Consider the following 12,742-nt stretch of genomic DNA (forward strand, 5'->3'; position numbering starts at 1 on the left):
TCGGCGGGCGGCCGGGCGCCGGCGCGTTCCCGGTGGCCGCGCCCGGCCGCCCGCTCACCCGCGGCTCACTTCGGCGCGATCCGTACGACGCCGCTGAGGGTGCCCTGCCACCAGACGCTGCCGGGCGTGGCGTTGCCCGCCATCTGGAGCGTGTCGAAGAGGAAGCCGGTGCCCAGGTGGTGGCGGCTCGCCACCCGGCCGGTCTCCGCGTCCACCGCCAGGAAGTCGTAGCGGTCCAGGATGCCGGTCTTCGCCGGATCCAGGAGGCCGGTGCGCTCCACGGTGTAGATCTTCCCGTCGGCCACGGACAGCTTGGGCACCGCCGCCGAGCGGATCCGGGCGTCCCAGCGGACCGCGCAGCCGCTGCCGCCGCGGTCGACGTCGACGCGGGTCAGCCCCCCGTTGAAGGGGGCGGTGGCGGGTACGGCGGGGCCGGCGCCGTCCGGGACCGCCGGGTAGGGGTAGCCGTAGGTGCTCGCCACGTAGACGCTGTTGCCCGCCCCGATGGGCGAGTTCTCCGTCCCGCTGCCGTTGGGGTCCAGCACCGGTATGCGGCAGACCGTGCGGTCGTCCTTCGTGGACACCACGATCAGGTTCTCCTGCGGGGCGGCGTTGTCGGTGATCGCCAGGTATTCGGAGCCGGTGCGCGGCCCGAAGAACGTCGGCGTGGCGCCCGTACCGTGGCTGAGCTGCCCCGGCTTGCGGGCCGGCCCGCGGTCGTACGCCCGCCGCCAGGTGATCCGCGGCGTCCCGTCCGCGCCCGCGCGCAGCAGGTACAGCGCATGGTCGGTGGCCACCGCGGTGCCCTCGGGCGCGGTGGAGATGGAGTTGGCCACGCCCTCGCCGAGGTTCGCGGTGCGGAGCGCCTTCGTCGCGGTGTCCACCGTGCCCACGACGCCGTGCGCGGTCGCGAACCACACCCGGCCCCGCCAGTCCGGCGCGAGCCCCACGACGCTGTCCCCGGAGGCCACGGCCCCGGTCAACGGCGTCCGCTCGACCACCCTGAGCTGCCAACCGCCGCTCGCCGTGCGGACGTGGGCGATCCGCAGCAGATCGCCGGAGCCGTCGGCGACGACCAGCCGGTCCCGTTCGTCCAGGTAGCTGTAAATGCCGCCCAGGATGCTGGACTTGGCGAGCGTCAGCTCGGTCAGCGAGGCGCCGGTCGCGGGGTCGAGCAGATGCACGTGCGGCGCCCGGTCGAACATGCCGGTGCAGACCGCCACCGGATAGCCGTCGGAGCCCGCCACCACGGTCGGGCAGGCGGACCGCAGTGCCGTGCGGTGCGTGGCGACCCCGCCGGTACCCGGACCGACCCGGGGCGTGGTGTCCGACGAGGCGCTGTCGCCGTGCATGGCCCCCGCGCCGCCGGCGGCCAGATAGGGGTTGGCGGGCGGCGGCGCGGCCTGTGCCGCGGCCGCGGTGCCGAGGACGGCGGCCAGGGCGGCGGCGAGGGCGAGGGCGCGGGTTCTGCGAGGGGGCATGGGTCGGCTCCAGGAGTCGGAAGCGGGAACGCGCGAACGGGAGCGCGGGCGGGACGGCGCACACGCGGCGCACGAGGGCCGCGCCGGCACTCGGCGTGCGAGGCGGCGACGGAGAACCGAAATCGTGCGGAAAAGGGCGATATGACGCGGGGTCAGCTGCCCGCCGGACGACACGCCGCGGAGGCGATCCGCGCGAGGTCCAGGAAGAGGCGTCTACGGAGCGGGAGTTGGCCCATCACGCGCCGCATTGCAACATGCGCGCCGGCAACCCGCAATCCCCGTCCCACCCCTGGAGACGCCCTGGAGCGGCCCGATCACCGTCAACCGCATGCCCTGAGGATCCCGCCCTCGGAGGGCAGCGGGCCGCGGGCCCGTGCCAGCGGAGGAATTCAGCCCTACGGTCAGGCCATGGCCGAAAATGTAAGCCCCTCATCGACCCTCCTGGCGCGCGCCGAGCGCTTCGTCTGGCTGACCGCCCGGGTGCTGGAGCAGCGGCTCTTCGCGTACCACTTCCTCGGCGGCGCCGCGGACCCGGTCGAGACCGCGCTCGCCGCCTACCGCAACGACGACGACGGCTACGGCCACGCCCTGGAGCCCGATCTGCGCGGCCCGGTGAGCCAGCCGCTGCACACCGCGCACGCGCTGAAGGTCCTCGACCGCATCGGGCGCTGCGACGGCCGCCAGGTGGAGCGGATCTGCCGCTATCTGACCCGGATCTCGACGGCGGAAGGAGCGCTGCCGGCGGTGCATCCCTCGTTGCGCGGCTACCCGGCCGCGCCGTGGATCCCGGTGGTGGACGATCCGCCGAGCGCACTGCTGGCGACCGGCCCGGTGGTGGGGATGCTGCACCGCAACCAGGTGTGGCACGCCTGGCTGTTCCGGGCCACCGACTACTGCTGGGCGGCCGTGGAGTCCCTGGAGGAGACCCATCCCTACGAGGTCGAGGCGGCGGTGGCCTTCCTGGACGGCGCCCCGGACCGGCCCCGGGCAGCGGCGGCGGCGCGGCGGCTGGGCCGGATCGTCCGGGAGCAGGGACTGGTCCTGCTGGATCCGGAGCGGGCGGCGGACGTCCCGGTGACGGAGGGGTACGCCCCCGGGGAGCACCACTTCGCGTACCACTTCGCCCCCTCTCCCGGCTCGCTGGCCCGCGGCTGGTTCACCGACAAGGAGATGGACGTGGCACTGGACCACCTCGTCTCCCTCCAGGAGGAGGACGGCGGCTGGCCCGTCAACTGGCGGATGTGGGCGCCCGGTACGGCCCTGGAGGGCCGTCCGATGGTGACGCTGGAGGCGCTGCACACCCTCCGGGCATACGGGCGGCCGACGGCCTGAGGCGCCGGGGTGCACCGGGGTGCGGTCACCCGCCGAGCGCCCGCACCCCGGCGGTCACCGCGACCGCCACGCCGACGACGAGCAGGAACGGCGCCCGCAGGATGAGCGCGACGGCCGCCGCGGCCACCCCGGCGGCCCTGGCGTCGAGCACCAGGTGCTGCCCGTCGCCGAAGGTCTGCTGGGCGGTGAGGGCGGCCAGCAGCGCCACCGGGAGCAGCGCGGCCAGCCGCCGCACCAGCGGGCGTTCCAGGACGCCGGCGGGCGCCGACAGGCCGAGGAGCTTGACCAGGTAGCAGCCGGCGGCGGTGACGCCGATCGCGATCCAGATGTTCATGCCCGGTCCTCCCCGGTGGTGTGGTGGTGCGCGGTGTCGTGCCGGCCGGTGGCCGCGCGCCCGCGCCACCCCTGGACGGCGAGGACGGCGGGCGCGGCCAGCGCCGACAGCAGCACCGGAACGCCCGCGGGCAGTACCGGGAGCGTCGCCATCAGCAGCAGGACGGCGAGGCCGGCCGCGGCCCGTTCGACGGCGGTCTTCAGCATCGGCGCGAGCAGCGCCAGGAAGACCGCGGGGCCGGCCGCGTCCAGGCCCCAGGCGGCGGTGTCTCCGAGCGCCTCGGCCCCCAGGGCGCCGCCGAGGGTGGTGAGGTTCCACAGGACGTACAGGGTCAGTCCGGTGATGGTGAAGCCGAGCCGGGCGCGGTGCCGGTCGGGCTGGGCGAGGGCGACGGCCGAGGTCTCGTCGATGACCCAGTGGGCGGCGAGCGGCCGGACCGCGCCCCGGTAGCCCAGGAGGGCGGACAGCCGCAGCCCGTAGAAGGCGTTGCGGACGCCGAGGAAGAACGCCCCGGCGGCGGCGGTGAGCGGGTTGCCGCCCGCGGCGAGCGCGCCGACCAGCGCGAACTGCGAGGCCCCGGTGAAGACCAGCAGGCTCAGCGCGCAGGTCTGCCAGACGTCGAGCCCGGCGCCGGCGGCGGTCACCCCGAACGCGAAGCCGGAGAGGCCGACGGCGACACCGACCCCCAGCGCGTCCCTGACGACGACGGAGTCGGGCCGGTCCGCGGCCGGCCGGGACGACGGCGCGGCCGGTCCCGTGGCGGGTGCCGACGCCGCCCCTGCTGCCGCTGCCACCCCGGATTCCCCCGCAGTCCCCGCGGGTGCCGCCGGTTCCCGCCCTGCCGCCCGCGCTGTGTGTTCTGCCTGGTCTGCCACGTCCCGGACCCTAAGAGGACGCGCCCCGGGCGGTCTTGTACGTTCTTGCACCCACGGCCGCGGCGCTCCCGCGTCCGTACGCCCGCGGCCGCGGGCGTGGTCACGCGGAGGTGCCGCCGCCGTCCGGCCGGTCCGCCGCCGCGCGCTCCCGGCGGTAGGCGCCCGGTGGGACCCCGACGATCCGGGTGAAGTGCCGGTTCAGATGGGGCTGGTCGGTGAAGCCGACCACCACCGCCGTCTCGGCGGGCGCCCGGCCCTCCTCCAGGAGCCGGCGGGCGCGGCGGACCCGGGCGTCGGTCAGCCAGGTGTGCGGCGGCATGCCGTAGGCGCTCTTGAAGGCCCGCAGCAGCGCGAACGGGCCGGTGTCGAGTTCCCGGGCGAGCTGTTCCAGGGTGGGCGGGTCGGCCATCCGCTCCTCCAGGACGGCGCGGGCTCGGGCGGCGGTGCGGGCGCCCGCCGTACGGGGGGCCAGGGGCGGCAGCGGGCCTCCGTGGCGGCACAGCAGGTGGGCGAGGGCGACCCGCAGCAGGCTGTCGGCGGCAAGTGCGTTGCCGGCCTCGGCCGCCCGGTGTATCCCGGCGATCATGCGGCCGATGCGCGGTTCGTCGGCGACGGTGCGGACGAACCCCGCGGTGCCGCGCAGGGCGGTGGTCTCCCGGGCGATGCCGGCGACGAGGTCCGCCGACGGGTAGAGCGTGGCGTAGGTCCAGCCTTCGGGGGCGCCGGCCCGCGCGGTGTGCGGCACCTCCGGATTGATCATCACGATGCCGCCGTGCCCGGCCCGGACCGTCCCGCCCTGGAGGCCGACCTCCTCGATCCCGGAGGTGACCACGCAGATCACAAAGCCGTCGTGGGCATGGCGGGGGAAGGAGTGCTCGACGTAGCGGGCGCGCAGCAGGTCGAGGCCGGGCAGTCCGGCGTAGCGCCAGTGGCGCGCCCATTCGCCACGGGCCCGCGGCACCGCCCGCGCCCCGGCCGCGCTGCGGGGGACGGCCCTGTCACCGGCCCCGCCCCCGTTGATCATGGCCATGCACCCCATTCTGCGCCCGCCGGGCCGCCGCGGACCGGGACGTCCGCACCGTGGACGGGCGACGACGGGCGGCGACGGGCGCGGATGGACTGCGACGGGCGCGGGCGGGGTGCGGCGGCACTGCCCGGGCGGCCGTCCGCGGCGGGCGCCGGACCGGATTGTCAGTGGTCCGGTGCACGATGGGGGACATGACCGAGGCAGCGCTCGATTCGTTCTCGCCGGCGACCCGCGGATGGTTCACCGGGGCCTTCAGCGCGCCCACCGCCGCGCAGGAGGGCGCCTGGCAGGCGATCGGCGCCGGCTCCGACGTCCTCGTGGTGGCGCCGACGGGCTCCGGCAAGACCCTCGCCGCCTTCCTCGCGTCGCTGGACGCGCTGGCGAGCAGCCCGCCGCCCGCCGAGCCCAGGAAGCGCTGCCGGGTGCTGTACGTCTCTCCCCTCAAGGCGCTCGCCGTCGACGTGGAGCGCAATCTGCGCAGCCCGCTGACCGGGATCCGCCAGGAGTCGGTCCGCCTCGGGCTGCCGGAGCCGGACATCCGGGTGGGCATCCGCTCCGGGGACACCCCGCCCGCCGAGCGGCGCTCACTGGCGAGTCGCCCGCCGGACATCCTCATCACGACCCCCGAGTCGCTGTTCCTGATGCTGACGTCCTCGGCCCGGGAGGCGCTGGCCGGCGTCGAGACGGTCATCCTGGACGAGGTGCACGCCGTCGCCGGCACGAAGCGCGGTGCGCATCTGGCGCTCTCCCTGGAGCGGCTGGACGAGCTGCTCGCCCGCCCGGCCCGCCGGATCGGGCTGTCGGCGACGGTCCGCCCGGTGCAGGAGGTGGCCCGCTATCTCTCCCCGCGGCGCCGGGTGGAGATCGTCCAGCCGCCGTCCGCGAAGCGGTTCGACCTGTCGGTGGTCGTCCCGGTGGAGGACATGGGAGAGCTGGGCGGCTCCCCCGTCCAGGAGGGCGACACGGGCGAGAAGCCGTCCATCTGGCCCCAGGTGGAGGAGCGGATCGCCGACCTCGTCCAGGCGCACCGTTCCACCATCGTCTTCGCCAACTCCCGCCGCCTGGCCGAGCGGCTGTGCAACCGCCTCAACGAGATCGCGTACGAGCGCACGGTCGGAGCAGCGCTGCCCGAGCACCACTCCCCCGCGGAGCTGATGGCCGAGTCCGGTGCCGCCAAGGGCGCGCCGCCCCTGCTGGCCCGCGCCCACCACGGTTCCGTCTCCAAGGAGCAACGCGCCCAGGTGGAGGAGGACTTGAAGGCCGGCCGGCTGCCGGCCGTGGTCGCCACCTCCAGTCTGGAGCTGGGCATCGACATGGGCGCGGTCGATCTGGTCGTCCAGGTGGAGTCGCCGCCGTCGGTCGCCTCCGGTCTCCAGCGGGTCGGCCGGGCCGGCCACCAGGTCGGCGCGGTGTCGACGGGCATCGTCTTCCCCAAGTACCGGGGCGATCTGGTGCAGGCGGCGGTGGTGACGGAGCGGATGCGCACGGGCGCCATCGAGGCGCTGCGGGTGCCCGCCAATCCGCTGGACGTGCTGGCCCAGCAGCTGGTGGCGATGGCCGCGATGGACACCTGGGATGTCGGGGAGCTGCTGACCGTGGTCCGCCGGGCGGCCCCGTTCGCGTCGCTCCCCGAGTCCGCGTTCACCGCCGTCCTGGACATGCTCGCCGGCCGCTATCCCTCCGACGCCTTCGCCGAGCTGCGCCCGCGCGTCGTCTGGGACCGCGTCGCGCAGACGGTCACCGGCCGCCCCGGCGCCCAGCGCCTGGCCGTGACGTCCGGCGGCACGATCCCGGACCGCGGCCTGTTCGGCGTCTTCCTGGCGGGCGACTCCGGCAAGGGCGGTGGCGGGCGACGGGTGGGCGAGCTCGACGAGGAGATGGTCTACGAATCCCGCGTCGGCGACGTCTTCACGCTCGGCACGACGTCCTGGCGCATCGAGGACATCACCCGCGACCGGGTCCTGGTCACCCCCGCCCCCGGAGTCCCCGGCCGGCTGCCCTTCTGGAAGGGCGACCAGCTCGGCCGTCCGCTCGAACTGGGCCGCGCACTGGGCGCCTTCCTCCGGGAGATCGGCTCGCTGTCCCCGGAGGACGCCGGCGCCCGGCTGGCCGCCGCCGGGCTCGACGACTGGGCCGTCTCCAACGTCCTGGGCTATCTCACCGAGCAGCGGCAGTCCTGCGGCCATGTCCCGGACGACCGCACGATCGTCGTCGAGCGCTTCCGCGACGAGCTGGGCGACTGGCGGATCGTCGTCCACTCTCCCTTCGGCGCGCAGGTGCACGCCCCGTGGGCGCTGGCCCTCGGCGCCCGGCTCGCCGAGCGCCACGGCATGGACGCCCAGGTGATGCACGCCGACGACGGCATCGTGCTGCGGCTGCCGGACGCCGATCTGATGGGCCTGGACCTCCTCGACGGCGACACCGGCTTCGGCGGTTCGGCCGACCGCCCGGAGTACGACCCGGAGCGGTCCCCCGTGGGGGCCGCCGATGTCGTCTTCGACCGTGGCGAGGTCGACCAGCTCGTCACGGACCAGGTCGGCGGCTCCGCGCTGTTCGCCTCCCGCTTCCGGGAGTGCGCGGCACGCGCCCTGCTGCTGCCCCGCCGCAGCCCCGGCAAGCGCACGCCGCTGTGGCAGCAGCGCCAGCGCGCCGCCCAGCTCCTCCAGGTGGCAAGCGAGTTCGGGTCCTTCCCCATCGTGCTGGAGGCGGTCCGCGAATGCCTCCAGGACGTCTTCGACGTGCCGGGCCTGGCGGAGCTGATGGGCGACATCGAGGCCCGCCGGGTCCGCCTGGTCGAGGTGACCACCCCCGAGCCGTCCCCGTTCGCCCGCTCGCTGCTGTTCGGCTATGTCGCCCAGTTCCTGTACGAGGGCGACTCCCCCCTGGCCGAGCGCCGCGCCGCCGCGCTCTCGCTGGATTCCCGGCTGCTGGCCGAGCTGCTGGGCCAGGCCGAGCTGCGCGAGCTGCTGGACGCGGAGGTGCTGGCCGAGCTGGAGCGCGAGCTGCAGTGGCGTACGGAGGACCGGCGCGCCAAGGACACCGAGGGCGTCGCCGACCTGCTGCGGCTGCTGGGGCCGCTGACCGACGGGGAGCTGACCGAGCGCGGCGCGGATCCGGCCTGGCCGCGGGAGCTGGCCGCCGCCCGCCGCGCCATCCGGGTGCGGATCGCCGGCGCCGACCACTGGGCCGCCGTCGAGGACGCCGGGCGGCTGCGGGACGCGCTGGGCACGGCGCTGCCGGTCGGCGTCCCGGAGTCCTTCACCGAGCCGGTCAAGGACCCGTTGGGCGATCTGCTGTCCCGTTACGCCCGCACCCACGGCCCGTTCACGTCCGAGCAGGCCGCCGCCCGCTTCGGCCTCGGCCCGGCCGTCACGGACGGCGCGCTGCACCGCCTCGCCGCCGCCGGCCGGGTCGTCCAGGGCGAGTTCCACCCCGCCGGCATCGGCCAGGAGTGGTGCGACGCCCAGGTGCTGCGCCGGCTGCGCCGCCGCTCGCTGGCCGCGCTGCGCGAGGAGTTGGAGCCGGTGCCGCCGGCCGCGCTCGCCGCCTTCCTCCCCCAGTGGCAGCAGGTCGGCCCGCCGCGCCCGGCGCCGGCCACCGGTGCGCCCGCCGCCGCGCCCGTCGGTGCGTACGGCCTGCGCGGCATCGACGGCCTGGTGCGCGCCGTCGAGCAGCTCCAGGGCGCGCCGGTGCCCGCCTCCGCCCTGGAGAAGCTGGTGCTGCCGTCCCGCGTCGGCGGATACTCTCCTTCCCTGCTGGACGAACTCACCGCCACCGGCGAGGTGTTGTGGGCCGGCGCCGGCGCCCTCCCCGGCAAGGACGGCTGGCTCTGTCTCCATCTCGCCGACTCCGCGCCCCTGTTGCTCCAGCCGCCGCTCCCCCTGGAGCTGACCGCGTTGCACGACTCCGTGCTGGCCGCCCTCGCCCCCGGTTACGGCCTGTTCTTCCGGCAGATCGCCGACCAGGTCCGCGCCACCACCCACCCCGACGCCACGGATCCCCAACTCGCCGACGCCATCTGGGATCTGGCCTGGTCGGGGAGGCTCACCAACGACACCCTCGCCCCGCTCCGCGCCCTCCTCGGCTCCGGCCGCACGGCGGGCTCCACCGCCCATCGCGCCCGCCGCGCCGTCCCCCGGGCCCGGTACGGCTCGCTGACCGCGGCGGCCGGCCGGCCCACCGCCTCCCGCTCCGGCCCGCCCACGGTCGGCGGCCGGTGGTCGCTGCTGCCCGCCCCCGAGCCCGACCCCACCCACCGGGCCCACGCCCTGGCCCGTACGCTCCTGGACCGGCACGGCATCGTCACCCGCGGCGCGGTCGCCGCCGAGGGCGTCGCGGGCGGCTTCTCCGCCGCCTACCGCGTACTGTCCGCCTTCGAGGAGTCCGGGCAGGCCCGCCGCGGCTATGTCGTCGAGGGGCTGGGCGCCGCCCAGTTCGCGATGGACGGTGCGGTGGACCGGCTGCGCGCGGTCAGCAGCCGGCGGGAGCGCACCGCCGACGCCGTGCTCCCGGACGGCGCACCGGCGCCCGACCGCCGCGACGGCCCGCCGCGCGCCCTCGTCCTGGCCGCCGCCGACCCCGCCAACGCGTACGGCGCCGCGCTGCCCTGGCCCGATCCGCCCGAGGGCTCGACCCACAAGCCGGGCCGCAAGGCGGGTTCCCTGGTCGCGCTGGTCGACGGGGAGCTGGCGCTCTATATGGAGCGCGGCGGCAAGACCCTGCTCCTCTGGCCGCTCGGCGACCCGGCCGACGCCGCCACCGACCCTCGCATCCAGCCCGCCGTCGCCGCCCTCACCGACGCGGCCCGGGCCGGCGCGCTCGGCACGATCACCACCGAGCGGATCAACGGCACCGCCGCCCTGACCTCCCCGTTCGCCCCGATATTGGAGGCCGCCGGCTTCCATCCGACCCCACGCGGCCTGCGGCTGCGCGGCTGACCCTCGGCGGGCCGGCGGACCGGGCGCGGGCCGCCGGCCATCCGCCGCAGCGTGCATGATGGCCCCATGCCCGAAGGTGACACCGTCTGGCGGCTGGCCCGGCGCCTCCAGGAGGCCCTGGCCGGCAGCCGGCTGACCCGCTGCGACCTGCGCGTCCCCCGGCTCGCGACGGTGGATCTGACCGGCCGCGAGGTACTGGAGGTGGTGCCCCGCGGCAAGCATCTGCTCACCCGCTTCGAGGGCGGCCTCACCCTGCACTCCCATCTGCGGATGGACGGCGCCTGGAAGATCTACGCCCCCGACGAACGCTGGCGCGGCGGCCCCGCCCACCAGATCCGGGCCGTCCTCGGCACCGCCGCGCACACCGCCGTCGGCTACCGCCTCCCCGTCCTCGACCTGCTGCGCACCGCCGACGAGTCCCGGGTCACCGGCCATCTGGGCCCCGACCTCCTCGGCCCCGACTGGGACCCCGCCGAAGCCCTGCGCCGGCTGCTCGCGGCGCCGGGCCGCCCCCTCGGTGAGGCGCTGCTGGACCAGCGCACCCTCGCCGGCATCGGCAACGTCTACAAGTCCGAACTCTGCTTCCTGCTCCGCGCCTCGCCCTGGCTCCCGGTCGGCGACCTCGCCGACCCCGAGCGCGCCCCGGCGCTCGCCAAGAAGCTCCTGGAAGCCAACAAGCAGCGCCCGGCCCGGGTCACCACCGCGAGCCCGCGCCCCGACCGCCGCCTGTGGGTCTACGGCCGCGCCGGCCGCCCCTGCCTGCGCTGCGGTACGCCGGTCCGCACCGCCGAACAGGGCCGCACCCCCGAGGAGCGCGTCACGTACTGGTGCCCCACCTGCCAGCCGCTCCCACCGGAAGCCGACGACCGGCCCGACAGCCCGCCCCCGCACACCAATTGACGCATCGTCAGGTACGTCCCTACCCTCACCCCATGCCCCTCGCCGCATACGACCTCACGGGCCGCACCGCGATCGTCACCGGCGCCGCCGGGGGCATCGGCCGCGCCTGTGCCGTCCTCCTCGCCGAGGCCGGCGCCACCGTCCACTGCGCGGACCTCGACGAGCGGGGAGTGCGGGACACCGCGGCGGCCATCACCGCGTCCGGCGGCCGCGCGCAGGCCCACCGCGTCGACGTCACCCGGCGCGCGGAGATCACCGCCGTCGTCGACGCCGCCCGCCGCGCCTCCGGCCGCCTGGACGTGCTGGCCGCCATCGCCGGAATCATGCACTCCGCCCCCGTCCTGGACACCGACGAAGCGGATCTGGACCGGGTCTGGAACACCAACTTCAAGGGCGTCCTGCACAGCTGCCGGGAAGCGGCCCGCGCCATGATCGCCACCGGCACGCCGGGCAGCATCATCACCATGTCCTCCGGCGCGATCGACACCGGCGCCCCCGGCCTCCTCTGCTACAGCGCCGCCAAGGCCGCCGTCGTCCAGCTCACCAGGACCCTGGCCACCGAGGTCGGCCGGCACGGGATCCGCGTCAACGCCGTCGCCCCGGGCTGGATCCGTACGCCGATGACCGAGCGCCACACCGCCGAGGACCAGGAGCGGGCCGAGGCTCCCATGGCCCGGATGTCCCCGCTGGGCAGGGTCGGCGAGCCCGACGAGATCGCCCATGCCGTGCTCCACCTGGCTTCGGACGCCTCGTCCTTCACGACCGGCCAGATCCTCCGCCCCAACGGCGGCGTCGCCATGCCCTGGTGATCGACCCCCTGTGCATCCCCGGGCCCCGCTTCGCCCGCTCGCGCCGCCCCGCCCACGGCACGCAGTGCACCGGCAGCAGACTCAGCCCCCAGCCGCCCATGACCACGGCGCCCTCCACCGGCCCGGCCGAGTGCGGCCACAGCGCCATCCGGACCGCCGCCCACCACCACAGCCCCCCGACGAGGGCCGCGGGTATCCGGCGGCCCGGCGCGAACCGCGGCCCCGGACTGCGGGCCGGCATCCGCCCGTCCGGTCCGCGCGCCATGAAGTCGCGCCACGCCATGCCTGCCTCCTCGGGGGCCGACGTTAGACGGGCCCACGGCCCGGCGGCAGAGCGCACCGTCGCACGCCCGGCGCGCACACCATGCCGCAAGCCCCAGGGCGCACGACACGACCCACGGCGGACAAGGTCAGTGGGCCTCGGCCTGGAACATCCAATGGTGCTTCTCCAGGTCGGCGGTCAGCCCGATGAGAATGTCCTGGCTGACGGGGTCGGGCTCGGCGGTGGCGGTGATCCGCTCCCGCATCCGCCCGATGACCGCGCCGAGCGCGTCCACCAGCGTCCGGACCGCGTCACCGTCCTTGATCCAGCCGTCCCCGACCTCCTGGATGCCGCTGGTCTTGGCGACCGTGGCCGACCGGCCGTCCGGGGGCACCCCGATCGCCGAGGCCCGCTCGGCCACCGTGTCCGCGTGCTCCCGCGCGGTGTCGACGACCTCGTCGAGCTGGAGGTGGACGGGGCGGAACCGCGGCCCGACGACGTTCCAGTGCACCTGCTTGGCGACGAGGCCGAGGTCCACCAGGTCGACCAGGGCTCCCTGGAGGGCGTTCCCGACGACGGTACGGGCTTCAACGGAGAGGGTGCTCGTGACGACAGACATCCGGCTACTCCTTTTCAGGCGCATTCAAGGATATTCAGGCGAATGTTCCGAAAAAACCGATTTAGCCCATCGTACGGGCCAACCCGCTGCTCCGAGCAGCCCAGCGGGTCCGCCCGGGCACCCGGCCGCTGCCCGCCCGGACAGCACGGAGCCAAGGCGGGCAGCG

The 12,742-nt window shown here is 75.7% G+C and carries 9 protein-coding genes; 4 read left to right on the forward strand and 5 right to left on the reverse strand.

Annotation, left to right across the window (positions count from 1 at the left end; all coding sequences use genetic code 11):
- Positions 1-65: 65 nt before the first annotated feature.
- Complete coding sequence (locus ACO1BR_RS38050) at positions 66-1,481, reverse strand: hypothetical protein (protein WP_426799687.1); 1,416 nt, start codon at positions 1,479-1,481, stop codon at positions 66-68.
- 408 nt (positions 1,482-1,889) lie between these two features.
- On the opposite strand from ACO1BR_RS38050, the gene ACO1BR_RS38055 reads away from it, so the two are divergent.
- On the forward strand, positions 1,890-2,813 hold the full coding sequence (locus ACO1BR_RS38055; RefSeq protein WP_426799688.1) for a hypothetical protein: 924 nt from the start codon (positions 1,890-1,892) through the stop codon (positions 2,811-2,813).
- A gap of 25 nt (positions 2,814-2,838) precedes the next feature.
- Here the strand turns inward: ACO1BR_RS38055 and ACO1BR_RS38060 are convergent, their stop codons facing one another.
- The 3 genes from ACO1BR_RS38060 to ACO1BR_RS38070 form a co-directional block, all read right to left on the reverse strand.
- The gene (locus ACO1BR_RS38060; protein WP_426799689.1) at positions 2,839-3,147 is read right to left on the reverse strand and encodes an AzlD domain-containing protein; all 309 of its coding nucleotides are present in this window, start codon (positions 3,145-3,147) and stop codon (positions 2,839-2,841) included.
- Positions 3,144-3,941, reverse strand: a complete 798-nt coding sequence (locus ACO1BR_RS38065; RefSeq protein ID WP_426799690.1) for an AzlC family ABC transporter permease — start codon at positions 3,939-3,941, stop codon at positions 3,144-3,146. Before ACO1BR_RS38065 ends, ACO1BR_RS38060 begins: the two co-directional genes overlap by 4 nt.
- Before the next feature lie 181 nt (positions 3,942-4,122).
- Positions 4,123-5,052 carry an AraC family transcriptional regulator gene (locus ACO1BR_RS38070; protein ID WP_426799691.1) on the reverse strand — a complete coding sequence of 310 codons (930 nt, stop codon included), beginning with the start codon at positions 5,050-5,052 and terminating at the stop codon, positions 4,123-4,125.
- A gap of 188 nt (positions 5,053-5,240) precedes the next feature.
- Between ACO1BR_RS38070 and ACO1BR_RS38075 the strand changes: the two genes are divergently transcribed.
- The 3 genes from ACO1BR_RS38075 (at position 5,241) to ACO1BR_RS38085 (ending at position 11,695) form a co-directional block, all read left to right on the forward strand.
- Positions 5,241-9,986 (forward strand): ATP-dependent helicase, encoded by a 4,746-nt coding sequence (locus ACO1BR_RS38075; protein ID WP_426799692.1) that lies wholly within the window; start codon positions 5,241-5,243, stop codon positions 9,984-9,986.
- A gap of 66 nt (positions 9,987-10,052) precedes the next feature.
- Positions 10,053-10,886 (forward strand): Fpg/Nei family DNA glycosylase, encoded by an 834-nt coding sequence (locus tag ACO1BR_RS38080; protein ID WP_426799693.1) that lies wholly within the window; start codon positions 10,053-10,055, stop codon positions 10,884-10,886.
- A 32-nt stretch (positions 10,887-10,918) separates the two neighbouring features.
- Complete coding sequence (locus ACO1BR_RS38085; RefSeq protein ID WP_426799694.1) at positions 10,919-11,695, forward strand: SDR family NAD(P)-dependent oxidoreductase; 777 nt, start codon at positions 10,919-10,921, stop codon at positions 11,693-11,695.
- 410 nt (positions 11,696-12,105) lie between these two features.
- On the opposite strand, the gene ACO1BR_RS38090 is transcribed toward ACO1BR_RS38085, so the two are convergent.
- Positions 12,106-12,576, reverse strand: coding sequence for a Dps family protein (locus ACO1BR_RS38090; protein ID WP_426799695.1), 471 nt, complete (start codon positions 12,574-12,576; stop codon positions 12,106-12,108).
- Positions 12,577-12,742 lie beyond the last annotated feature (166 nt).

The sequence above is a fragment of the Streptomyces sp. YGL11-2 genome, assembly GCF_050054615.1.
Taxonomy (GTDB): Bacteria; Actinomycetota; Actinomycetes; order Streptomycetales; family Streptomycetaceae; genus Streptomyces.